Origin of the sequence: Lentilactobacillus sp. Marseille-Q4993 (genome assembly GCF_951230165.1) — a bacterium.
Taxonomy (GTDB): Bacteria; Bacillota; Bacilli; order Lactobacillales; family Lactobacillaceae; genus Lentilactobacillus.
This window is the reverse complement of the sequence record NZ_CATNVB010000002.1, coordinates 85,945-108,592: the sequence shown is the minus strand read 5'-3', so window position 1 is coordinate 108,592 and position 22,648 is coordinate 85,945. Positions and strand designations below refer to the sequence as shown.

The following is a 22,648-nucleotide window of genomic DNA, read 5'->3' as shown; positions in this document are numbered from 1 at the left end:
TGCCGTTAGTTAAGCATTAGTGCTTGATTAATGGCTTTTATTTGTTACAATTATCTAAACTAAAAGAAAAAGGGGACCATAAATGAACAATTATCCAAATGAGCAAAGTGCTCGAAAAGTTGTTAATGATGTCGCTGGTTTGAACTCGTTTCTAACTAAAATGTACGGTTGGATGACACTTGCTGTTTTAGTGTCAGCTGGGGTAGCTTACTTCACGATTACTGCAGGCAATGGTTTGTTTGTCCAATCAGTTCTTCAAAATCCTCTTCTGTACTGGGGATCATTTATTGTTTGGTTCATCGTTCCATTCGTTGTTACATTCCAAGCACTTAAGCGACCAACAGCTAGTTTCGTAATGCTGATGTTGTACGCTGCTTTGACGGGTTTTGTATTTTCAACAATCGTTATCCGTTATACTGGCGCTCAAGTCACAGCTGCTTTCCTAAGTGCAGCAATTGTCTTTATAACAATGGCAATCATTGGAATTACCACTAAGCGCAACATGGATAAGATTGGAACCCACGCCACTGCTGCATTGATTGGATTAATCGTGGCAATGGTAATTAATATGTTTCTTCACAGTAGTGCAATTACATTCTTCTTGTCGGCTGCTGCTGTTATTATTTTCTCAATTTTAACTGCTTACGACTCAGCCAAGATGAAGCAATTGTATATGCAAAACTCCGGTGAGTTATCAATTACTGGACTTGCAGTTTTTGGAGCAATGCAATTGTACTTGGATTTTGTTAATTTGTTCTTGCAATTACTACAATTGTTTGGATTCAGTGATAACAATTAATAGCAAATATCGCTTTAAGGTTCAGATATCAATTAAAGATATTTGAACTTTTTTTGTTTTTTCACAAGTTTCAAAAAATGATCAAATGATTTTGAGTTCTGTCGTTAACGCTGACGTGTTAAAATTAATAGTAGAATTCAATTTACCGTTTTAGGAGAAAAACATGCCAAAAAAATTAGTCTTGATAGATGGAAACAGTATCGCGTTTAAAGCCTTCTATGCACTTTATCAATCAATGGATAGATTTGTTAACTCCCAAGGATTGCATACAAGCGCTATTTTCGGGTTTAATCGCATGCTTGACAAAGTACTTGAAACTGAAAAGCCAACTAACGTGCTGGTTGCTTTTGATGCGGGGAAAACCACGTTTAGAACAAAGATGTACGATGATTACAAGGGTGGTCGGTCAAAGACACCAACAGAGCTTTCAGAACAATTTCCGCATTTGAAGGACTTACTGACAGCTAGAGGGATCAAATCATATGATCTTCCCGATTATGAGGCTGATGATATCATTGGGACTATGGCAAGAAAAGCTGAGCAATCTGGCGATTATAAAGTCGTTGTGGTTACCGGTGATCGTGATTTGACCCAATTAACTTCAGATAAGACAACTGTTCAGGTTTCAAAGAAAGGGGTTACCGAGCTTGAAACTTATACCCCAAAGTATGTAGAGGAAAAGCTCGGCGTTAAACCGGATCAAATTATCGAAATAAAAGGCCTCCGGGGTGATAATTCTGATAATTATCCAGGAGTTCAAAAGGTCGGTGAGAAAACGGCTCTCAAACTCATTCAAGAGTATGGAACGATTGACAATTTGTACGACAATCTTGATAAGGTTTCTGGCAAAAAATTGAAGGAACACCTTGTTGAGGATAAAGATAAGGCGATGCTTGCTAGGACATTAGCAACTATCAATCGGGATGCACCAATTACGATTGGTTTGGAGGACGTCATCTATGATGGGGATGATAGTGACAAACTGATTGCGTTTTACGAAAGCATGAACTTTAAATCATTTCTTGAAGACGTTGAGGACAGCAAGCAGGTCAGTACGCCGATTGAATACACAACATTGACTGAGGATAATCTAAGTGAATTGTCACAGTTTACGGATGAGGTGTCAGTTCACGTTGAGATGGATGGGGACAATTACCATACTGCTGAAATTGTGGGTTTTGCCTTAGGTTCGGGTGATAAGTGGTATGCATCAAATAACGCGGATCTTTTAATTAGTCCAGAAGTCAAGAGCATTCTAGAAAGTGAATCGATTTCAAAAAATGTATTCGATGTTAAGAAGACTGTTGTCCTTTTAAACCGGGTTGGGATTGAACTAGCTAACGTTGATTTCGATATGTTGTTAGTATCCTATTTGCTTAATACAAGTAACAATAGTAATGATGTTGCCACATTGGCTAAAACGTATGGTTATCGAAACGTTAAGACTGATGAAGAAGTATATGGTAAGGGTGCCAAGCGTTCTATCCCAGTTGATAAGCCCGAGTTTTTGGCACATCTAGTTCATAAAGTTAGTGCAATTGATCAACTGCATGACAAAATGTTCGAACAGTTAGAAGAGCATAACCAGACTAAGTTGTATCGTGAAATTGAAATAAAATTGGCATTTGTATTAGCCAAGATGGAAATTGCTGGAATCAAAGTTAGTCCTGATAAACTAGAACAGATGGGCAGTAAGTTCAAAGAACGGCTTAGTGAACTTGAATTGGAGATTTTTAATCAAGCAGGCGAAGAATTTAATATTGGCTCACCAAAGCAGCTCGGCAAAATTTTATTTGAAAAGATGAAGTTACCAGTTATCAAGAAGACCAAGACGGGTTATTCAACTTCAGTTGACGTTTTGGAAAAATTGGCACCGGATGCCCCGATTGTCCAATATATTTTAGATTATCGGCAACTATCAAAGCTGCTATCAACTTATGTTGATGGGTTACTTAAGGTTATCCATAAGGACGATTCAAAGGTTCACACGAGGTATTTGCAAACCTTGACGGCAACTGGTCGACTCTCGTCAGTGGATCCTAATTTGCAGAACATTCCAGTTAGGACTGAAGAGGGTAAGCGTATTCGAGAAGCGTTTGTTCCTAGTCAACCGGGGTGGCAGATGTTTTCGTCTGATTACTCTCAAATTGAATTGAGAGTCCTAGCCTCCGTAACTGGTGATAAGAATATGCAGGCGGCCTTTAAGGCAGGCGAGGATATTCATGCTGAAACTGCCCGGAGAATATTCCATCTTGATTCAAACGAAGATGTTACGCCAAATTTACGGCGCCAGGCAAAGGCAGTCAACTTTGGAATTGTCTACGGTATTTCATCTTACGGGTTAGCCAATAACACTGGGATCAGTCGGAAACAAGCGGCTGAGTTCATCGACCGGTATTTTGAAGAATACCCAGGAGTAAAGAAGTATACTGAAGACATTGTTAAATTTGCCCGTGAAAACGGTTATGTTGAAACGGTTTCTAACCGTCGTCGCTATTTACCGGATATTAATTCTAAGAGCTTTAATCTGAGATCATTTGCGGAGCGAACTGCCATGAATACTCCGATTCAAGGAAGCGCTGCTGATATAATTAAAATTGCCATGATTCGGATGGATGAAGCGCTGAAAGCAATGAAAACTAAGATGTTACTCCAAGTTCACGATGAATTGATTTTCGAAGTGCCGGATGATGAGCTGGAGGAAGTTCAACAATTGATTCCAAAAATAATGGATTCGGCCTTCAAACTAGAGGTACCGTTGAAGGTTGAAAGTCACTACGGCAAGACGTGGTTTGACGCAAAATAAACGGGATAAAGGAATGAGTGAAAATGCCTGAATTACCAGAAGTTGAAACAGTTCGCAGAGGGTTGACCGAGCTTGTTCAAAACAGCAAGATTACTAAGGTCGACGTTTTATACCCAAAAATGATTAACCTTGATCCCGATGATTTCAAAAAAGGGGTCGAGAATACGACCCTTGAGGAAATTGGTCGTCGCGGAAAGTATTTGTTTTTACGGTTAAGTAATGGCTTGACTATCGTTTCTCACTTGAGAATGGAAGGCAATTATGATGTTGTGGCTGAAGGGGATGCTCTCAGTAAGCATACCCACATTGTGTTCCACTTATCAGATGGTCGAATGCTTAGATATAACGATACTCGTAAGTTTGGCAGGATGAATCTAGTTGATCGTAAGGATGAGCTCAGTGTAGCTGGATTAAAAACGATTGGTCCTGAGCCCACCGAAGATGGGTTGAAGCTGGATTACATGGTTAAAATATTTGCTAAGAGTAAAAAAGAAATCAAACCATTTTTACTAGACCAAAGTAAAATTGCTGGTCTTGGCAACATTTACGTTGACGAAGTGCTGTGGATGAGTAAAATTCACCCAACGCAACCAGCCAATACATTAGCGGAATCTGAGTTAAAAGAGCTTAGAAAAAATATCATTTTAGAGATTAAAAAGGCGATTGCCGGTCACGGGACAACAGTACATTCGTATTCAAACGCCTATGGGGAGGCAGGTAGTTTTCAAAACCACCTCAATGTCTATGGCCGTAAGGGAGAACCTTGTCTTAGGTGTGGGACGCCAATTGAAAAAATTAAGCTTGCCCAGCGGGGAACCCATTTTTGTCCACATTGCCAGGTACTTAGAGAAGGGTGATTTAGATGCCAAAAGTAATCGGGTTGACCGGAGGGATTGCAACTGGAAAATCAACAGTTTCAGATTACTTAGCCCAAAAAGGAATTCGAATAATTGACGCTGACCTTGTAACCCGAAAAGTCCAATCAAAAGGTACGCCGGGGCTAACAGCCATTGAGAATGCTTTTGGGGCTGAAGTTATCAACGATGAAGGCGAGTTGAATCGAAAAAGGCTGGGAAACATTGTTTTTGGTGACAATGAACAACTTACAAAGCTGGTTCGGATAATTAACCCATTTATTTCTAATGAAGTGTATAATCAAATTAATTTAGCAAGCAATGAGGAGCTAGTCGTATTCGATGCTCCAACGTTGTTTGAAAATGGATTTGCTAATATGGTTGATGAAATTGTGATGGTTACGACAGATAGTCGTACTCAAATGACTAGACTAATCAATAGAAATAGTCTCGACGTAGCAACTGCTAGCAAGAGGATTGGCAGTCAGTGGCCACTTAGAGTTAAGCAAGAATTATCAAATTATATTATTTACAATAATTCCAACTTAGTCGGCTTGTATTATCAAGTTGATAAATGGTTGGAGAAAGAGAAGAACGGCGAGGTGTAAGCATGCATTGTCCACATTGTGGTCATAACGGCTCCAAGGTTATTGATAGTCGGCCGACTGATGATAATCGGGTGATTAGAAGACGGCGTGAGTGTGAAAATTGTGGTTTTAGATTTACAACGTTTGAGCGGATTGAAATGACCCCACTTTTGGTCATCAAAAAGAACGGCACCCGTCAAGAATTTAACCGGGAAAAGCTGTTAAAGGGAATCGTTAGGTCTGCTGAGAAACGACCGGTTTCAATGAATTCCATTACCAACTTGGTGGATAAGGTTGAAAACCGACTCAGGTCAACGGGAGATAGTGAAGTGACAAGTCGCCAGATTGGGGAATATGTCATGGAAGAGCTAGTCTCACTTGATCAAATTGCGTATATTCGGTTTGCTTCCGTTTATCGTCAATTTAAAGATATGTCCGTCTTTTACAAAGAATTAAAGGAAATGATGGAAAAGGGTACCAATTCAAAGAACGAGGATGATTAATATTGGCTATTGATAAATTAACTGCTGATACTAAGTTTGTGGTGACGGCAGATGAAATCAATCAAGAAGTTAATATCGGTGTGCTGACTAATTTGTATTTACCAATAATTGGTCGGGACGCTTTTTCGTTGTATAACGTAATCTATCGACTTGCGGAAGCTGATTTGAACAATTTAGAAGTTCATCAACATTACGAACTTCAGAGTATTCTCAGTATCTCCCCTGCTGAGTTACATAAAGCCCGCCAAAAGTTGGAGGCGGTTGACCTTTTAAACACCACCGTGTCTAAAAACATTAAAGAAACGCTGATTTATTTGGTTCACCAGCCGCTTTCGGTTAACGAATTCTTGAAAACTGATTTGTTAGCAGTGATGTTGTTGGGAAAAGTTGGTCAAAAAACATTTGATCAAATAATGCGAAGAGTCGGCAATAAACGGGAGGTTCTCGCTAACCAAACTGATATTTCTTCGTCATTATTAGCGGTTTATGATATTCCTAGCCATTTGGTGACTGACACTCCGACTGATGTGAAGAAAGCTCAAAATGGAATTAAATCGACGGATGATAACCTGGTTAAAGCAATGGATGAGGGAAACAGTAGTTTTGATTTCAACTTACTGTTAAATTTGCTTGGTAATAGTTTTGTTGATCAAAAAAGCGTCAAAGCTGCGGTTGAGTTAATTACTTCGGAGCACATGATGTATGGAATCGATGAGATTCAAATGAGTACTCTGATTTCTAAGGCTACTAACCTAGCCACTAATCAACTGGATCAAAAACTATTAAAACAGCTGATTGCAAAAGAATTTAGTCTTAGGCCAATAAAGACTGAAAGTGTGAATGTTGAAACTGGTTCAGATGAATCAGCGACAGTTAATTCTAAACAAACTGGTCAAAAGGCAACTTTATTGGATATTGTTAAAAGCACACCACCAATGCTGTTTTTGGGCCAAATTAAATCACAGAAAAAAGGATTTGTTTCTTCTTCAGAGCAGAGAAATGTGGATGAGCTTATTGGTCGCCATATTTTTCCAAGTGAAGTGATCAACATCATGGTTTACTACATTTTGGTAGTTCAGAAACTGGGGACCATCAATAAGAATTTCCTTGATGCTATTGCTAACGACTGGGCGCAAAGAGGAGTAAATACTGTCGAGAAAGCGTTGGCAGCTATTGAAGATCGAAAAAAAGAAGCAAATACCCCTAAAAAGCGCGCCCCTCAGCGTAATTCAAATTACAGACGCAAAACGATTAAGGAAACATTGCCTGATTGGGCAAAGGAAGAAAACCAGATTAAGAAGGACAAAGCAATGAGTCCTGAACAGAAAAAGATATTAGATGAAAAAATGAAAAAATTAAATGAAGGAAAGTAGGTGAGTATAGTGAGTGATTCAGAATCTGGAATGGAGAACATTTCTAAATCATTTCGTGAGATGATGGCAGATAGAAATTGGAACAAAAATTTCAGTACGATTATCGGTACGTTAAAGCGAGATCGAGATATCCGTTCGTTTTTCGTAAAGAATAAGGACAAACTTGATGCAAATGCCTTTGAAAAATCAATCTCTAAATTGTACGAATTTCATAATGTCAAAAAGATGATGAAAGATGGCAAGAAGACGTTTGCTCCGGGGTATCAACCCAGGCTGGTCGTCAATGGTGGATTGGTCGATATCTCATATCAACCATCTCCGGAGACCATAGCTGCTCAAGAGTTAAAAGCCCAGGAGAAAATGATTCGAACGATATCGATGCCCAAAGATATTCGTAGTGCCGATATGGACAAGGTTGATAGAGTTGATGGCCGGTTTGATGCTATGGCAATGGCATATGATTTCTTATCGAGGATAGGTGATGAGGACTTTACACCAGGACTATATCTTAGTGGACCTCTTGGTGTGGGGAAAACGTATATGTTGGGGGCAATTGCTAATCGGTTAGCTGGAAAAAAGATTCAGACAATTATGGTTCATTTTCCAACTTTCTCTGTTGAAATGAAGAATTCCATCGCCGATAACTCAGTGAGTCGGAAAATCGATTCGGTAAAAAAGACACCTGTTCTGATGCTAGATGACATCGGAGCAGAGTCGATGTCGCCTTGGGTCAGGGATGAAGTGTTAGGAGTTATTCTTGAATATCGGATGCAGCAACAGTTACCAACTTTCTTTAGTTCTAATCTAACGATGGACAAATTTGAAGAACATCTCATATTTAGTAAGCAGGGTGACGAAGAACCCCTAAAAGCAAAGCGGATTATGGAACGAGTCAAATTTTTATCTCGTGAAGTTGAAATGAGCGGGGCTAATCGAAGGCCAAAATAAAGTGCCAGCAAGTGTTGACTTTCAGTAGACACGTGTTTATACTGAGTTTGTTATCAAAAAGACATGATCATTATGATTCATCACAGGGAGAGCTGCTCTAGCCTGGAAGGCAGTTTGTTAGGATTGTAGTTGGTTACCACTTTTTGAATCGGATTGCGGAAATGCTTTCCCGGACTGGTCCCGTTAGCAACCACTTGAGTGCTCGAAGCATTTATTTTGTTTTGGGTAAAATGGGTGGAACCGCGCTAAATGCGTCCCTAGTGTACTGTTATTTGTACACTAGGGACTTTTTTTGTGGTTTCGAATAAAAAAGGAGAATAGAGATATGTCAGAACTTTCATTTGAATTTCCAGACGGTAGCGTAAAGCAATTTGCTGACGCTTCAACTGGTGAAGATATTGCAAAATCAATTTCAATTAGTTTAGCCAAGAAATCAGTAGCTGCTAAGATTGATGGGGAAATGCTATCATTAACAGAACCATTACATAAGGGTGGCAAGGTAGAAATTGTTACCAAGGATAGCGAAGACGGGTTAAAAGTTCTCCGTCAGACTGCTTCTCAAGTTTTGAAAAAAGCAATCAGTCAAGAATTCAAAAACGTTAAATTTGGTGAAGCAACCGCTGATGAGGATGGTTTCTTTATTGACACTGACAAGCCAGATACTCAAATTAGCGTTGATGAGCTTGAAGGTTTGGAAAAAGCCATGAAGAAAATTATTTCTGATGCTGAACCAATTGAAATCGTTGAACTTTCAGTTGCTGATGCTAAGAAGGAAGTTGGCGAGGATCCATACCAAAGCCAACTTATCGATGAAAAAGCCGTTGATGGCAAGGTTAAATTCAACCAAATCGGAGAATTCAAATCATTGAACGAAGGCGCTGTTCTGGCTAAGACTAGTGGCGTTAAGATTTTCAAATTGATCTCTGTTGCTGGTGCTTATTGGGAAGGAAAGTCATCAAACCCAATGCTTCAAAGAATTTACGCAACTGCGTTTGAAAAGCAAGCTGAACTTGATGAAGATCTCAAGAAACGTCAAGAAGCTAAAGAACGTGATCACCGAGTTATCGGTAACCAACTTGACTTATTCTTTGTTGATCCTAAGGTTGGTGCTGGTTTACCATACTGGATGCCAAACGGTGCCACTATCAGAAGAACGATTGAACGTTACATCATTGACCGTGAAGTAGCAAACGGTTACCAACACGTCTACACACCAGTGTTAGCAAACCTAGATCTTTATAAGCAATCAGGTCACTGGGATCACTACCGTGAGGATATGTTCCCACCAATGGACATGGGTGACGGTGAAATGCTTGAATTACGGCCAATGAACTGTCCTTCACATATTCAAGTTTACAAGCATCACATTCGTTCATACCGTGAATTACCACTTAGAATTGCTGAACTTGGTATGATGCACCGTTATGAAAAATCTGGTGCCCTTTCCGGTTTGCAACGAGTTCGTGAAATGACCCTTAATGATGGTCACACATTCGTAACTCTTGACCAAATCCAAGAGGAATTCCAAAATATTTTGAAGCTCATGGTTTCTGTATACCACGATTTTGATATTAACGATTACACATTCAGATTGAGTTATCGTGATCCTGAAAATACTGAAAAGTACTTCGATGATGATGAAATGTGGAACAGAGCTCAATCAATGTTGAAGGGTGCCATGGATGAACTTGGATTGGATTACGTTGAGGCAGAAGGTGAAGCCGCATTCTACGGTCCAAAGCTTGATGTTCAAACTAAGACAGCCCTTGGTAACGAAGAAACATTGTCAACTATTCAATTAGACTTCATGTTGCCAGAAAGATTTGACCTTCACTATGTTGGTGAAGATGGTAAGGAACACCGTCCAGTTATGATTCACCGTGGTTTGGTTTCTACTATGGAAAGATTTACTGCTTACCTTACTGAAATTTATAAGGGAGCATTCCCAACTTGGTTAGCACCAAAGCAAGTTAAAATCATTCCAGTCAGCCAGGATAAGCATGGCGAATACGCTGAAAAGGTTAACCAAAAACTTCGTAATCTTAATATTCGTTCAGAAGTTGATGAAAGAGCTGAAAAGATGGGTTACTTAATCCGGGATGCTCAAACTCATAAGATTCCATACACTCTTGTTGTTGGTGATGACGAAGTTAATGGTAACAGCGTTTCCGTTCGTAAGTACGGTGAGGATGATACCAATTCTAAGTCAGTTGATGAATTTGTTGATCAAATTGAGAAGGATATCCAATCATACTCACGCGAAGAGAACTAAGTTTAATAGAACTCTTGACAGTAGTTTATCTGGATGGTATTCTTTAATAGTTGTGAAATTAAAGCAGGAGCACCCGCTTCTCGCCTAAGGAAATTTCTAAATTTGCTGGGCATGATATCGAGTAGGTTCACTTAGGTGAATCTTTAAACGAGCGGGCACTGTTGTGTCCGCTTTTTTCTGCTTTTTGACTAATCTTGGAGGTGAAGTACCATAGCTAAAGATATGATGGTTAATGATGGAATCCGAGCTCGTGAAGTACGTCTGATCGGTGCTAACGGTGACCAATTGGGTGTTAAGACAAAGTCCGAAGCGTTACAGCTTGCTGAAGATGCTGATCTTGACTTAGTTTTAGTCGCACCGAAAGCAAAACCACCAGTTGCTAAGATTCTAGATTACGGAAAGTACCGGTTTGAACAACAAAAGAAGGACCGGGAATCACGCAAGAAACAAAAAGTTGTTAACGTTAAGGAAGTTAGACTTAGTCCAACAATTGATGTTAATGATTTCAACACTAAGCTTAAGAACGCTAAAAAGTTCTTGGCAAAGGGTGAAAAAGTTCGGGTATCAATTCGGTTTAAGGGTCGTGCCATTACTCATAAGGATATTGGTCGCGAAGTTCTTGAACGAATGGCTAAAGAAACAGAAGATGTTGCTACTGTTGAACAACGTCCAAAGATGGACGGTAGAAGCATGTTCTTGATGTTAGCGCCAAAAGAAGAAAACAAATAGTTTTTAATACTTTAGGAGGAACAATAATGCCAAAACAAAAAACAAACCGCGCTGCTGCAAAGCGTTTTAAGAAGACAGCAAACGGCGGATTCAAGAGTGGAGCTGCTTACACTAGTCACCGTTTCCACGGTAAGACTAAGAAGCAACGTCGTCAACTTCGTGGTACTCACATGATGGACGCAACTAACGTTAAGAATTACAAGAAGTTATTACCTTACATTTAATTTAAAACTTTTCATAATCATTAGGAGGAATTCAACATGCCACGAGTAAAAGGCGGAACAGTCACACATGCACGTCGTAAACGTGTTTTAAAATTAGCTAAGGGATACCGCGGTGGAAAGCACGCATTATTCAAGACAGCTAAAGATCAAGTAATGAAGTCACAAACATATGCTTTCCGTGACCGTCGTGCAAACAAGGGTAACTTCAGAAAGCTCTGGATTGCCAGAATCAATGCTGCTGCTAGATTGAATGATATTTCATATAGCCAATTAATGCATGGTTTAAAGCTTGCTAACATTGACATGAACAGAAAGATGCTTGCAGACTTGGCCGTAAACGATGCTGATGCATTTAAGTCACTTACTGACGAAGCCAAAAAAGCTCTTAAGTAATTCACATTTAAAACGACTTTCACTGTAAAAGGTGGAAGTTTTTTTAAAATAGAAAACAATTAAGGAGTTCCAATGTTAGCAAAGTTTAAACCTACGTGGTTACGTAATAGCATCTATGATGTTACCCCAGCTTTTCTGCTGGCAAACCACATCACTCATATCTTTACAGACCTTGATAACACATTGATGCCTTGGAACCTATCTGAGGGAGACGCGAAACTTCAGTCATGGATCAATGAAATGAAGAAGAACGGAATCAAAGTTGTTGTTGTTTCAAATAATAGTGAGAAACGAATAAAAAAGGCAGTTAGCAGTCTCAACGTTCCTTTTGTTTCGAGAGCACTAAAGCCCTTGACAGTTGGGATTGATAAGACACGGCGCCAATTCCACGTTGATCGTGAGTCAGTAGTGATGATTGGCGATCAATTAATGACCGATGTGTTTGGTGCAAATAATGCACGAGTTCGTAGTATACTGGTAAAGCCAATTGTGACGAATGATGCTTGGAACACTAAATTGAATCGATTGTTAGAAAAGGGTATTTTTAATCAACTTTCAAAGAAATATCCTGACACGAAATGGCACTAGGAGGAATTTATGGTACAAAATGAAGTTATGGTTGATGGTGAAGTATTACATTGTATTGGCTGTGGAGCAGCGATTCAGACCGAGGATAAAACCGCACCTGGTTACACACCCCAGTCAGCTCTTGATAAGGGGATTGAAAGTGGTGAGGTGTATTGCCAACGTTGCTTTAGATTACGACACTACAATGAAATCGTTCCTGTCGGCTTAACTGATGATGACTTTTTAAAGTTATTATCTAGTATATCCGCAACTGATTCTCTGATTGTTTACGTTGTTGATATTTTCGACGTAAATGGTAGCATGATTCCTGGATTACACCGACTTGTCGGTGATAATAAGGTTCTGTTGGTGGGAAATAAGGTGGATGTTCTTCCTGCATCACTCAAAAAGAAGAAGGTGGCGGATTGGCTTCGACAAAGGGCCAACGCTGCTGGCATTCGGCCAGTTGATGTTCAATTAGTGTCTGCAAAAACTAATCAGGATGTGGACAGTTTATTAGTAAATATCGACAAGCTGCGTAAGGGTAAAGACGTTTACGTAGTTGGAGTCACTAACGTTGGTAAGTCAACGCTGATCAATCAAATTATTCGTCAGTCAACTGGGGTTAAGGACCTGATTACAACGTCACGGTTTCCTGGTACGACATTGGATAAAATCGAAATCCCTCTTGATGATGATAAGAAATTGACCGACACTCCAGGAATCATTCAGCCGGAGCAAATGGCTCATTGGTTGGAGGGCAAAGAATTAAAACTAGTTACGCCTCAAAAAACAATCAAACCAAAATCTTATCAACTAAATGAAGGACAAACCCTTTTCTTTGGTGGGGTTGGTCGGTTTGATTACGTTACTGGTGAGGATAAGCAGGGATTCACCGTTTACTGTGAGAATAATTTATATCTTCACAGGTCTAAAACGGAAAATGCGGATGAGTTTTACGCAAAGCACGTTGGTGGTTTGTTAACGCCACCCGCAGCAGAAAACGTGGACTCGTTCCCAGAATTGGTCGCTCATGAGTTTAAGACAACTGAAAAGAGTGACTTAGTTATTGAAGGACTCGGCTGGGTTACTGTCCCGGCTGGGGTCGTGGTCAAAGGTTGGGCACCAAAGGGTGTTGCAGTTATTACCAGACCAGCGATGATTTAAGAGAGGAATTTTTATGAAATTAACCGGAAAACAACGTCGCTTTTTGCGCGCAAAGGCTAATCATTTTAGACCAGTATTTTCAATTGGGAAAAACGGTCTTTCTGAAGTCTGGCTTGAAGAGGTTGGCAATGCATTGGACAACCGAGAGCTAATGAAGATTAATATTCTTCAGAACTCTGACGTGACAACTGATGACGTTAGAAATTACATTGAATCGAAGTCGGATATTCAAGTAATCCAAGTGATTGGGAGAATCTTATTGTTATTCAAGATTTCGAACGACCCCGACAAACAAATTATCTTTAATGAGGTAAAGGCAATTTAGGTGATTTAGTTATGGCAAACGTACTCCAAAATGTGCAAACTTTTCCAAGAACAAAAGTAAAGTTGAATAGCCAAAGAAAGAAAATTGGAATTCTTGGTGGAACTTTCAACCCGATTCACAATGGTCATTTGATTATTGCGGAGCAGGTTTTTGATCAGTTAGGGTTAGATGAAATTAGGTTTATGCCGGATTCCACACCGCCTCACGTTGACCAAAAGCTTGCCATTGATGCGTTTGATCGGGTTAATATGATCAATGGTGCCATTAGGGGTAACTCCCACTTTGTGATTGAGATGGAAGAAATTGCTCGTGGTGGGGTTAGTTACACCTATGACACAATGTTAAAGCTGAAGAGAAACCATCCAAACAATGATTATTACTTTATAATCGGTGGTGATATGGTTGAATACCTACCTAAATGGCATAAAATCAAAGAACTATCGAAGTTGGTAACTTTTGTTGGCGTTAAACGGGAAGGTTTCAAACGAGACGGTAAATATCCAATTATTTGGGTTGACGTCCCTTATATTGATATCTCATCGACGCTCATTCGTTCAAAGATTCGTGCTAGGAACTCTATCAGATACCTAGTGCCGGAATTTGTTGAGCGCTATATAAAGGAGAAACATTTATATGAAGGCTAAAGATTTAGTGTATTCTAATAAATATATTTCGATGAGTAGAGATGATTTAGTTGGTAAGCTAAATGATGCTCTTACTACAAGTCGGTTTAACCACGTTTTGAGAGTTGAACAAACGGCAATTGAACTCGCTGAAGCTAACGGTGTGGATCCTGAGCGAGCTAGTATCGCTGGCCTTGTCCATGATTATGCCAAACAACGACCAGACATTGATTTTATTAACGCAATCAAAGAGTATCATCTTGATCCAGTGCTATTGGATTACGGAAATGCAATTTGGCATGGCGTGGTTGGGTGGCTATTTGTGAAAAATGAACTCGGAATCAATGATATTGAAATTCTAAATGCGGTTAAATACCATACGGTTGGCCATGAGGTCATGACTAAATTAGAACAAATTGTTTACATGGCCGACTACATTGAACCTGGACGTGACTTTCCTGAAGTTGAAACAGCTCGGCGGGTCACCAAGAAAAGCCTCCAGGACGGTGTGGCCTTTCAAGCAAAGCAAACTTTAAGCTACTTAATTGAGAATAATAAACCAGTTTTCCCGCAAACAATCATCACTTATAATAGCTGGGTGCCAGGGAATACTGATTAAAAGGAGAATTTATGGATAGTAGAGAAATTGCTCAAATCGCGGTTAGAGCCGCTGATAGTAAACGAGCATCTGATATTGTAGTTTTGGATATGCAGAATGTTAGTCTAATGGCTGACTACTTTATGATCGCAGATGCCAATTCTAATCGACAGGTAAAGGCAATCGCTGATGAGGTGATTGATCAACTTCATGCTTCTAAAGTTAAGGTCTACAAGGTTTCTGGTAAGGAAACCGCTAAGTGGATCTTGATTGATTTAGGCGAAGTTATTGTTCACATCTTCCAAAAGGATGAACGCGAATTTTATAACTTGGAGAAATTGTGGTCTGATGCTCCAATGATTGACATTCGTGATTGGGTAGAGGCATGATTTATCAAGCATTTGCCGAATTTTATGATGAGCTGTTTGATAACACTTTGTACGGTAAATGGGCGGATTATAGTGAGGCTAGGTTGGGGAATGGAAAACAGATCCTCGATTTAGCCTGTGGGACCGGTCGGTTTATCATTGAGATGGCCAAGCGCGGGTATGAATGTGAAGGAGCTGATCTTTCCTATGATATGCTATCACTCGCTGCTCAACACGCAGAAGAATCTGGAGTTGCGGTGGGACTTAATCAAATTGATATCACTGATTTAAGTGGTATTGAAAAGTACTCGACGATAACTTGTTTTGATGATTCTTTATGTTATTTTGTAAAAAAACGGGACCTAGAGCAGGTGTTTTCAGAGGTTAGTAACCATTTAAATGAAGACGGTAAGTTTTTATTTGATGTTATTTCACCTTACCAAACAGATGAAGTATATCCTGGTTATATGTACAATTACCGTGATGACGATTCTGCGTTCATGTGGACATCATATGAGGGCGAATTTGCTCCTCACAGTGTTGAACATGACCTAGTGTTTTTTAAGTATAATCCTGATACTGAAGCATACGATGCATATAATGAATTACATCAAGAACGGACTTATAATCTTGATGAATATCAACAAATGCTGGCGAAGGCTGGGCTAGACCTGGTTTCGGTAACAACTGATTTTGGTAACCAACCGTTCGACCCTAAAGCTAAGCGCTGGTTCTTTGAGTGTAAGAAGGGACAATAGTGCTATCTTCTGTTGCAATTATTTCGGAATTTAATCCGTTTCATAATGGCCATTTGTACTTACTTAATGAAGCTAAGCAAGTGACTCACGCAGACGTTTCGATTGCCATTTTGAGTGGCAATTGGGTTCAACGAGGCGAGCCAGCGATGTTTGATAAGTGGGTTAGAGCCAAAGCAGCGATTGATTCGGGAGTTGATCTAGTAATTGAACTTCCGTTTTTTTATGCTGTCCAACCATCGCATATCTTTGCCAAGGGGGCGGTTAAACTTGCCACTGCTATTAGGTCGAATTGGCTTGCGTTTGGGGTAGAAACCCCAGGAATGGACTATCGCCGGTTAGTAGAAAATCAGCCTAAGCGAAGCTCATCGTTCAAACGGTTTGATCAACCTTATGCATCTTTGTTTCAAGAATACTTGTATGAGAACACAGGGGTTAGAGTTAATCAACCTAACGATATCTTGGCTTTTGGATATGCAGACGCAAATCACCAACTTGGAAGTCCACTGGACTTAGTAGCTATCAAACGGATAGGCAGTGCCCATAACCAGGAATCAATTGCTACTGAAGGAACGGTCAGTAGCGCTACTTCAATTAGAAAAGCGATAGAGCAAGGTAATCAAGATTCCATTGAGAATTATTTGCCAGTCCCTAGTTTTACAGCAATTTCAGGGGAACCGAGATACAGTTGGGATGATTTTTGGCCGATGCTCCGTTATGAATTAATCGTGAGTTCACCTGAACGATTACGGTTAATTTATCAAATGACAGAGGGCATTGAGTGCCGATTGAAAGATGCTGCCAGACAGGCGACGTCATTTCCTGAATTTCTAGGGTTAGTGAAGACCAAGCGCTACACGTATACCAGAATCCAGAGGTTATGCTGTTATGTACTTATGCATGCTCAAACTGATGAGATGACAGGTAATCCAGATTTTTTGAGGATTCTAGGCTTAAGTCCGGCGGGCAGAAAATACTTAAACGAGAATAAAAAGCTGGTTGAGTTACCAATACTTAATAAAGTTACGGATGAAACCGTTGAAGATTATCTTCGAATTGACGAACGAGCAGGGGCACTGTTTGAAATGAATAGTGGGATATCCCAGGATTTTTATCGTCATCCGTACATTGGGAAGTAAAGACTGGCGTATCAAGGATTTTACCTTGACAACCTATTTACATGCCAGTATAATGAATCATGTTGCATTGGAGGTATCGCTGTGGAATTATTATTTAGGGAACTTCAAAAGTATCCCGGCAGTGCACCGTTTCAATTTAGTGAAAAGATGGATATTAAAGCTGACCTACTTGATCGCTATCCAGATCAAGTAATTGATGCAAGTAGTTTTCAGGTATCTGGAATCACTTTTGCTGATAATGGTGACGTTACCCTTTCTCTAGACATAAAGGGAAAGCTGGTAGTACCATCGTCAAGGTCATTAACGCCAGTTGACTTGCCGCTAGATTTTAACGTAACCGAGTTTTATGTTCCATCCAAAGCCGCTGAGGCTAAGTACGAAGACGACGATGTTGTTTTTGTTCTAGATGAATCGGACGAAGTTGATTTAAAGACATCAGTTATTGATAACGTGATTCTTCAAATTCCGATGCAAGTCTTGTCACCTGAAGAAAAGTCTGGTGCTACATTACCTTCTGGTAAAGATTGGAATGTCGTTACCGCAGACGACTTTGAACGGGAAAAGGCAGACACTAAAAAAGTTGATCCACGTCTCGCTAAGCTAAAGGACTTCTTTAAAGAAGATAAATAGTAAAGCAGACTTAATAATTCACTAGTGGATATTAATTACCAAAGGAGGGATAGCAATGGCTACACCTGCACGTAGAACCTCAAAGGCTAGAAAAGGTATGCGCCGTGGTCACATCAAGTTAAAGCAACCAAATCTTAGTTTTGATCCTAAGACTGGCGAATACAGATTACCACATCGCGTTTCACCATCTGGTTACTACAATGGCCGTAAGGTCCTTGACAACAAGTAGAGTATCATTTAACTAGTATAGAACACCATGGATTCTTACTGGTTAACAAAAAGAGTGAATCATTCGATTCACTCTTTTTTGTTCGGTCAATTGTTAATGACTATTTTTTGGAGAAGTCAACTACCATTCGGCCGGTAATCTTACCATCTTTCATTTCTTGGATAATATCGTTGATTTCGTCTAATCGACGGGTGTGAACAATTGGTTTAACTTTTCCTTCCTTACCAAACTGGAAGGCTTCAGCTAAGTCTTGCCTGGTTCCCACTAGTGACCCCGCAACTTGAATTCCGTCCAACACGGTTTTAGCAATGTTTAACGCCATGTCTCCCTGTGGGAGGGCCATTGCAACTAATCGACCATCTGGGCGGAGTGAATTTACCGCATCGGTAAATGCCGCTGCAGAAACGGCTGTAATTTGCGCTGTGTGAACACCACCAACATTTTTTTGAATTTCTTCGGCAGTCTTGGTTGTTCTAAAATCAATGGTTTTTTCTGCTCCAACTTCCTTGGCTGCGTTTAGTTTGTCATCGTTACCATCAACGGCGATTACGTGAGCCCCAAAGACGTTGTGAGCAAATTGAATTGATAAGTTACCTAAACCACCAGCGCCAACGACTTCAACCCACTGTCCTGGCTTAGTATTACCTACTTTTAGACCTTTATAAGTAGTAACTCCAGCGCAGGTGAGGGAAGTTGCTTCAACTGGATCCAGACCGTCTGGTACCTTAACCGCGTAGTCAGCAGCAACGATACATTCTTCTGCCATTGCACCGTCAACTGAGAAGCCGGCGTTTTGAACGTTTCGGCAAAGGGTTTCGCGACCAGTTGTGCAGTATTCACAATGGCCACACCCACGGTAGAACCATGCGACTGAAACCCGATCACCAACTTTGAGTGAGGTCACGTCATCAGCAATTTGAATCACTTTACCCACACCTTCGTGGCCGATAATTCTTCCTGGGACTTTACCGAAGTCGCCAGCGGCAACATGAAGATCAGTGTGACACAGGCCACAATACTCCATTTTCACAAGCGCTTCACCATTGTGAATTGGGCGAAGCGTAACATCTTTAACATCAACAAATCCATCGCTATTTTCACGTACAACTGCTGCTCTCATAGTTAATCCACCTTAATAATGAAAAAAGTAATACCTTAACTTGAACCCGTTTTCATTATATAAAATCGAGAGAATTTTCACAAGAAACTAGGCTATAAAAAAAGTGCCCTTAAACGAGGCCACTAGGAACAACGTTTAAAGGCACTGATCAATCTTATTGAGTTTGTTATTTAGTGAAATCAACAACCATTCGACCAACAATCTTGTTAGCTTTCATTTCGTCAATGATGTCATTTACTTCATCGAGGCGACGAGTTTGAACGATTGGCTTTACTTTATGATCAGCACCAAAGCTAAATGTTTCTGCAAGGTCTTGACGGGTACCAACTAATGAACCGGCAACTTGGATACCATCAAGAACTGTTTTAGCGATATTCAATGCCATGTCTCCTTGAGGGAGAGCAACAGCTACTAATCTACCATCTGGTCTCAATGCATTTACAGAAGTTGTAAATGCGTCTGCGTTAACGGCCGTGATTTGAGCATTGTGAACACCACCAACTTTTGATTGGATTTGTTCTGCAACGTCTGAGTCATGACGGTTGATGAGAAGATCAGCACCGTTTGCCTTTGCAGCGGCTAGTTTGTCTTCGTTACCATCAACGGCAACTACGTGAGCGCCAAAAACATTATGAGCAAATTGAATAGCAAGGTTTCCAAGACCGCCGGCACCAACGACTTCAACCCATTGACCTGGGCGAGTTTCACCAACTTTAAGTGCTTTGTACATAGTAACTCCGGCACAAGTTAGTGAAGTTGCTTCGACAGGGTCAAGTCCTTCAGGTACTTTCACAGCATAATTAGCATCAACGATACATTCTTCTGCCATTGCACCATCAACGGTGAAACCGGCATTTTGAACGTTCCGGCAAAGGGTTTCACGACCTGTGGTACAGTACTCACAATGGCCACAACCTTTGAAGAACCAAGCGATTGAAACCCGGTCACCAATCTTCAAATTATCAACATCATCAGCAACTTGAATTACTCGGCCGACACCCTCGTGTCCAATAATTCTTCCTGGTACTTTACCAAAGTCACCAGCAGCAACGTGTAAATCTGTGTGACAAAGGCCACAATATTCCATTTTGACCAATGCTTCACCATTTTTAATTGGACGAAGGGTAACGTCCTTAATATCAACATATCCATCTACAGGATCTCTAACAACAGCAGCTTTCACAATCAATTACCTTCCTTTGTTTGTAAATTATTTTCTTCACAAACTTAATTGTAATAGATTGAATCCAGATTGCAAGTGATTTCGTTCACAAAAAGTGAAAATAATTTTAAGCTAATTGTAAAAGTTACTGTTAGGTTTTACTTAAATGAAACACGAACTGCTCATTATATGTTAAAATTAGAGCAGTATTAAAAAAGAGAAAGATTTTAGGAGAGCATAAAAAATGAATCGAGTTTTAATTATTGAAGATGAAAAAAATTTAGCAAGGTTTGTGGAGCTTGAGCTGCAACACGAAGGGTACGAAACCCAGGTTGAGCTCAATGGACGCAAAGGTTTGGAAGCTGCCATCAATGATAACTTTGATGTCATTCTTTTAGACTTAATGTTGCCTGAACTTAATGGTATGGAAGTTGCTAGACGATTAAGAGAAAAGAAAAATACGCCAATTATCATGATGACAGCCCGTGATTCAGTTATTGATCGGGTTTCTGGTTTTGATCACGGTGCAGATGACTATATCGTTAAACCATTTGCAATCGAGGAATTATTAGCGCGGATTCGGGCATTACTTCGGAGAATCCAAATCGAAAATGACCAGCAAAAAGATGGTAAGAAGACGGTTACGTTTAAAGATCTTACTATCGAAAAAGAAAGTCGTATCGTCCGTCGTGGGGACGAGGTGATCAACTTAACCAAGCGGGAATACGAATTACTACTAGCATTGATGGAAAACGTTGATGTTGTATTGGCTCGTGATGTTTTACTTACCAAGGTTTGGGGCTATGACTCTGAAGTTGAGACTAACGTTGTGGATGTTTACATTCGTTACTTAAGAAACAAGATTGATCGCCCAGGCGAAAACAGCTACATTCAAACTGTTAGAGGAACGGGATACGTGATGCGTTCATGATTGATGATACCAAGCCAAAAAAGAGAAGATCGCTCAAGTTAAAATGGGCTTTTTTTACCTCAATCGGGGTCTTAGCTATTGTCTTGGGATTTTCACTTTTGATATTCAACCGTTTTACTAACGTTTTATTACAACAGGAGCAGTACTACATTACAAATACGATGGATACTGTTTCTAATCGACTCTCGAATTATGACTCTCCTATAACTGAAAAAAATGTTAACGAAGATCTGCAACCGGATTTAAGATCGGAGAAAAATCGTGATGGCTTAGTTGATAAAAAAACAAATCAGACGATCTATTCTGATTCCCTGATTGTTAATTTATCAAGGGATAGTATGGTTGTTAACGTGTTTAGCACTAACAATAAAAAGCTGTTTCAGTCAAAAGCCGCTTCATTTAGATTTAAGCCAACGGATAAGACAAAAATCAAACTGATTAAGCAGGATGGTAAGCAGGTCCTTCGAGGAACTAAGCCTGTGTTATCCAAGAAAAACGGCTCTTTGGTTGGATATGTGCAGGTGGTGGATACGTTAGATAATTACCATCGAACCGTTAGCAAGCTATTAACAATTATTTTAATTTTGATTATGTTAGCTGTTTTGATCACGGTGGTACTTGCTTATTTGCTGGCTTTTGAGCTACTTAAGCCAATCAATCAGATTTCAAAGACAATTACCAAGATCAAGGAAGAACCGGATTCTGACGTTAGGGTTCCTGAAATCAAGACTAATGATGAATTGGCGGATTTGGGTCAATTATTCAATAGTATGCTTGATCAGACTCAAAGATACATGAACCAGCAATCCCAGTTCGTAGAGGACGTTTCGCATGAATTGAGAACTCCAGTTGCTGTGATTCAGGGCCACATGGATATGCTCCTAAGATGGGGAAAGGATGACCCTGAAGTTCTCAATGAGTCTTTAAAAGCATCCCTTCAGGAAACCAAGCGGATGCAGAGTTTGGTTGCTGAAATGCTTGATTTGTCTAGAGCTGAACAAATTGAAATTAACTATGCTGACGAAGTAACTAACGTGAATGAAGTTTTTGATCAGGTTAACAATGACTTTAAGATGATTCACCCTGAGTTTACTTTCATAGTCGATGATGATACTAGGGAACCGATTTCTGCTAAGATTTATCGAAATCATTTGGAACAAGTATTGGTTATTCTTATTGACAATGCGATTAAATATTCTAAAGATCGAAAGGAAATCCATACTTCGATTTCGACAACGATGAATACGGTTAATATAGCAGTCCAAGACTTCGGTGAAGGAATTGCTCCGGATGATGTTTCGAAGGTCTTTAATCGTTTCTATCGAGTTGATAAGGCCCGCTCTAGAGATAAGGGTGGTAATGGTCTGGGACTATCGATTGCCAAACGATTGATGGAAGCCTACCATGGTGATATTTCAATTGAAAGTTCGCTTGGATACGGTTCGATTTTCCAAATAAAACTACCAATTTATCATCAACCAGTGGAGAAAGTTGCTGATGAGGATGACGAATTAGATTCTAACGAGTAGTAAAAAAGCAACCAAAC

25 protein-coding genes and 1 other annotated feature are annotated in these 22,648 nt (G+C 40.0%); of the genes, 23 read left to right on the top strand and 2 right to left on the bottom strand.

Going from position 1 to position 22,648, the window contains the following annotated elements:
- Positions 1–82: 82 nt before the first annotated feature.
- From QOW94_RS01435 to rpmF, 21 genes are all read left to right on the top strand, one after another.
- A complete protein-coding gene (locus QOW94_RS01435) occupies positions 83–799 on the top strand; it encodes a Bax inhibitor-1/YccA family protein (protein ID WP_283678280.1) in 717 nt (238 codons plus the stop codon).
- A 163-nt stretch (positions 800–962) separates the two neighbouring features.
- A complete protein-coding gene (polA, locus tag QOW94_RS01430; RefSeq protein ID WP_283678279.1) occupies positions 963–3,605 on the top strand; it encodes a DNA polymerase I in 2,643 nt (880 codons plus the stop codon).
- A gap of 23 nt (positions 3,606–3,628) precedes the next feature.
- Positions 3,629–4,462 (top strand): DNA-formamidopyrimidine glycosylase, encoded by an 834-nt coding sequence (gene mutM / locus QOW94_RS01425; protein ID WP_283678278.1) that lies wholly within the window; start codon positions 3,629–3,631, stop codon positions 4,460–4,462.
- A 5-nt stretch (positions 4,463–4,467) separates the two neighbouring features.
- A complete protein-coding gene (coaE, locus tag QOW94_RS01420) occupies positions 4,468–5,067 on the top strand; it encodes a dephospho-CoA kinase (RefSeq protein WP_283678277.1) in 600 nt (199 codons plus the stop codon).
- 2 nt (positions 5,068–5,069) lie between these two features.
- On the top strand, positions 5,070–5,549 hold the full coding sequence (gene nrdR / locus QOW94_RS01415) for a transcriptional regulator NrdR (RefSeq protein ID WP_283678276.1): 480 nt from the start codon (positions 5,070–5,072) through the stop codon (positions 5,547–5,549).
- Between the two features lie 2 nt (positions 5,550–5,551).
- A complete protein-coding gene (locus QOW94_RS01410; RefSeq protein WP_283678274.1) occupies positions 5,552–6,922 on the top strand; it encodes a DnaD domain protein in 1,371 nt (456 codons plus the stop codon).
- A gap of 9 nt (positions 6,923–6,931) precedes the next feature.
- Complete coding sequence (dnaI, locus tag QOW94_RS01405) at positions 6,932–7,870, top strand: primosomal protein DnaI (RefSeq protein WP_283678273.1); 939 nt, start codon at positions 6,932–6,934, stop codon at positions 7,868–7,870.
- 325 nt (positions 7,871–8,195) lie between these two features.
- A complete protein-coding gene (gene thrS, locus QOW94_RS01400) occupies positions 8,196–10,142 on the top strand; it encodes a threonine--tRNA ligase (RefSeq protein ID WP_283678272.1) in 1,947 nt (648 codons plus the stop codon).
- Between the two features lie 55 nt (positions 10,143–10,197).
- Positions 10,198–10,327 (top strand) — a sequence feature (ribosomal protein L20 leader region).
- A 37-nt stretch (positions 10,328–10,364) separates the two neighbouring features.
- Positions 10,365–10,871, top strand: a complete 507-nt coding sequence (gene infC, locus QOW94_RS01395; protein ID WP_283678271.1) for a translation initiation factor IF-3 — start codon at positions 10,365–10,367, stop codon at positions 10,869–10,871.
- A 26-nt stretch (positions 10,872–10,897) separates the two neighbouring features.
- Positions 10,898–11,095, top strand: a complete 198-nt coding sequence (rpmI, locus tag QOW94_RS01390) for a 50S ribosomal protein L35 (RefSeq protein ID WP_283678270.1) — start codon at positions 10,898–10,900, stop codon at positions 11,093–11,095.
- Positions 11,096–11,131: 36 nt separating this feature from the next.
- Positions 11,132–11,488, top strand: a complete 357-nt coding sequence (gene rplT / locus QOW94_RS01385; RefSeq protein WP_283678269.1) for a 50S ribosomal protein L20 — start codon at positions 11,132–11,134, stop codon at positions 11,486–11,488.
- Positions 11,489–11,560: 72 nt separating this feature from the next.
- Positions 11,561–12,076, top strand: coding sequence for a YqeG family HAD IIIA-type phosphatase (locus tag QOW94_RS01380; protein WP_283678267.1), 516 nt, complete (start codon positions 11,561–11,563; stop codon positions 12,074–12,076).
- 9 nt (positions 12,077–12,085) lie between these two features.
- The gene (gene yqeH / locus QOW94_RS01375; protein ID WP_283678266.1) at positions 12,086–13,222 is read left to right on the top strand and encodes a ribosome biogenesis GTPase YqeH; all 1,137 of its coding nucleotides are present in this window, start codon (positions 12,086–12,088) and stop codon (positions 13,220–13,222) included.
- A gap of 13 nt (positions 13,223–13,235) precedes the next feature.
- Positions 13,236–13,547, top strand: coding sequence for a ribosome assembly RNA-binding protein YhbY (gene yhbY / locus QOW94_RS01370; protein WP_283678265.1), 312 nt, complete (start codon positions 13,236–13,238; stop codon positions 13,545–13,547).
- A gap of 11 nt (positions 13,548–13,558) precedes the next feature.
- Entirely contained in the window at positions 13,559–14,191 is a 633-nt protein-coding gene (locus QOW94_RS01365) for a nicotinate-nucleotide adenylyltransferase (RefSeq protein ID WP_283678264.1), read from the top strand.
- Positions 14,181–14,789 carry a bis(5'-nucleosyl)-tetraphosphatase (symmetrical) YqeK gene (gene yqeK / locus QOW94_RS01360; protein WP_283678262.1) on the top strand — a complete coding sequence of 203 codons (609 nt, stop codon included), beginning with the start codon at positions 14,181–14,183 and terminating at the stop codon, positions 14,787–14,789. Before QOW94_RS01365 ends, yqeK begins: the two co-directional genes overlap by 11 nt.
- Before the next feature lie 11 nt (positions 14,790–14,800).
- Entirely contained in the window at positions 14,801–15,157 is a 357-nt protein-coding gene (gene rsfS, locus QOW94_RS01355) for a ribosome silencing factor (protein WP_283678261.1), read from the top strand.
- Positions 15,154–15,894: a class I SAM-dependent DNA methyltransferase gene (locus QOW94_RS01350; RefSeq protein ID WP_283678260.1), complete on the top strand. Its 741-nt coding sequence runs from the start codon at positions 15,154–15,156 to the stop codon at positions 15,892–15,894. The genes rsfS and QOW94_RS01350 overlap by 4 nt, the downstream gene beginning before the upstream one ends.
- Positions 15,894–17,030, top strand: coding sequence for a nucleotidyltransferase (locus tag QOW94_RS01345; RefSeq protein WP_283678259.1), 1,137 nt, complete (start codon positions 15,894–15,896; stop codon positions 17,028–17,030). Before QOW94_RS01350 ends, QOW94_RS01345 begins: the two co-directional genes overlap by 1 nt.
- Before the next feature lie 81 nt (positions 17,031–17,111).
- On the top strand, positions 17,112–17,660 hold the full coding sequence (locus tag QOW94_RS01340) for a YceD family protein (protein ID WP_283678258.1): 549 nt from the start codon (positions 17,112–17,114) through the stop codon (positions 17,658–17,660).
- A gap of 55 nt (positions 17,661–17,715) precedes the next feature.
- A complete protein-coding gene (rpmF, locus tag QOW94_RS01335; protein ID WP_283678257.1) occupies positions 17,716–17,889 on the top strand; it encodes a 50S ribosomal protein L32 in 174 nt (57 codons plus the stop codon).
- A 100-nt stretch (positions 17,890–17,989) separates the two neighbouring features.
- Here the strand turns inward: rpmF and adhP (QOW94_RS01330) are convergent, their stop codons facing one another.
- Together adhP (QOW94_RS01330) and adhP (QOW94_RS01325) are read right to left on the bottom strand one after the other, a co-directional pair.
- Positions 17,990–19,009: an alcohol dehydrogenase AdhP gene (gene adhP / locus QOW94_RS01330; protein WP_283678256.1), complete on the bottom strand. Its 1,020-nt coding sequence runs from the start codon at positions 19,007–19,009 to the stop codon at positions 17,990–17,992.
- Positions 19,010–19,175: 166 nt separating this feature from the next.
- Positions 19,176–20,192, bottom strand: a complete 1,017-nt coding sequence (adhP, locus tag QOW94_RS01325; RefSeq protein WP_283678254.1) for an alcohol dehydrogenase AdhP — start codon at positions 20,190–20,192, stop codon at positions 19,176–19,178.
- Positions 20,193–20,415: 223 nt separating this feature from the next.
- Here adhP (QOW94_RS01325) and QOW94_RS01320 point away from each other — a divergent pair, with 223 nt between their 5' ends.
- Both QOW94_RS01320 and QOW94_RS01315 read left to right on the top strand, forming a co-directional pair.
- A complete protein-coding gene (locus QOW94_RS01320) occupies positions 20,416–21,102 on the top strand; it encodes a response regulator transcription factor (protein ID WP_283678253.1) in 687 nt (228 codons plus the stop codon).
- Positions 21,099–22,631: a sensor histidine kinase gene (locus tag QOW94_RS01315; RefSeq protein WP_283678252.1), complete on the top strand. Its 1,533-nt coding sequence runs from the start codon at positions 21,099–21,101 to the stop codon at positions 22,629–22,631. Before QOW94_RS01320 ends, QOW94_RS01315 begins: the two co-directional genes overlap by 4 nt.
- Positions 22,632–22,648 lie beyond the last annotated feature (17 nt).

Bases quoted from the DNA above. Each gene is read 5' to 3' on its own strand.
- QOW94_RS01350 (WP_283678260.1), top strand. From the start codon at position 15,154: ATGATTTATCAAGCATTTGCCGAATTTTATGATGAGCTGTTTGATAAC.
- rpmF (WP_283678257.1), top strand. From the start codon at position 17,716: ATGGCTACACCTGCACGTAGAACCTCAAAGGCTAGAAAAGGTATGCGC.
- QOW94_RS01365 (WP_283678264.1), top strand. From the start codon at position 13,559: ATGGCAAACGTACTCCAAAATGTGCAAACTTTTCCAAGAACAAAAGTA.
- QOW94_RS01380 (WP_283678267.1), top strand. From the start codon at position 11,561: ATGTTAGCAAAGTTTAAACCTACGTGGTTACGTAATAGCATCTATGAT.
- QOW94_RS01435 (WP_283678280.1), top strand. From the start codon at position 83: ATGAACAATTATCCAAATGAGCAAAGTGCTCGAAAAGTTGTTAATGAT.
- QOW94_RS01315 (WP_283678252.1), top strand. From the start codon at position 21,099: ATGATTGATGATACCAAGCCAAAAAAGAGAAGATCGCTCAAGTTAAAA.
- adhP (WP_283678256.1), bottom strand. From the start codon at position 19,009: ATGAGAGCAGCAGTTGTACGTGAAAATAGCGATGGATTTGTTGATGTT.
- yqeH (WP_283678266.1), top strand. From the start codon at position 12,086: ATGGTACAAAATGAAGTTATGGTTGATGGTGAAGTATTACATTGTATT.
- nrdR (WP_283678276.1), top strand. From the start codon at position 5,070: ATGCATTGTCCACATTGTGGTCATAACGGCTCCAAGGTTATTGATAGT.
- rpmI (WP_283678270.1), top strand. From the start codon at position 10,898: ATGCCAAAACAAAAAACAAACCGCGCTGCTGCAAAGCGTTTTAAGAAG.
- mutM (WP_283678278.1), top strand. From the start codon at position 3,629: ATGCCTGAATTACCAGAAGTTGAAACAGTTCGCAGAGGGTTGACCGAG.
- infC (WP_283678271.1), top strand. From the start codon at position 10,365: ATGATGGTTAATGATGGAATCCGAGCTCGTGAAGTACGTCTGATCGGT.
- thrS (WP_283678272.1), top strand. From the start codon at position 8,196: ATGTCAGAACTTTCATTTGAATTTCCAGACGGTAGCGTAAAGCAATTT.
- yhbY (WP_283678265.1), top strand. From the start codon at position 13,236: ATGAAATTAACCGGAAAACAACGTCGCTTTTTGCGCGCAAAGGCTAAT.
- rplT (WP_283678269.1), top strand. From the start codon at position 11,132: ATGCCACGAGTAAAAGGCGGAACAGTCACACATGCACGTCGTAAACGT.
- QOW94_RS01320 (WP_283678253.1), top strand. From the start codon at position 20,416: ATGAATCGAGTTTTAATTATTGAAGATGAAAAAAATTTAGCAAGGTTT.
- yqeK (WP_283678262.1), top strand. From the start codon at position 14,181: ATGAAGGCTAAAGATTTAGTGTATTCTAATAAATATATTTCGATGAGT.
- coaE (WP_283678277.1), top strand. From the start codon at position 4,468: ATGCCAAAAGTAATCGGGTTGACCGGAGGGATTGCAACTGGAAAATCA.
- polA (WP_283678279.1), top strand. From the start codon at position 963: ATGCCAAAAAAATTAGTCTTGATAGATGGAAACAGTATCGCGTTTAAA.
- rsfS (WP_283678261.1), top strand. From the start codon at position 14,801: ATGGATAGTAGAGAAATTGCTCAAATCGCGGTTAGAGCCGCTGATAGT.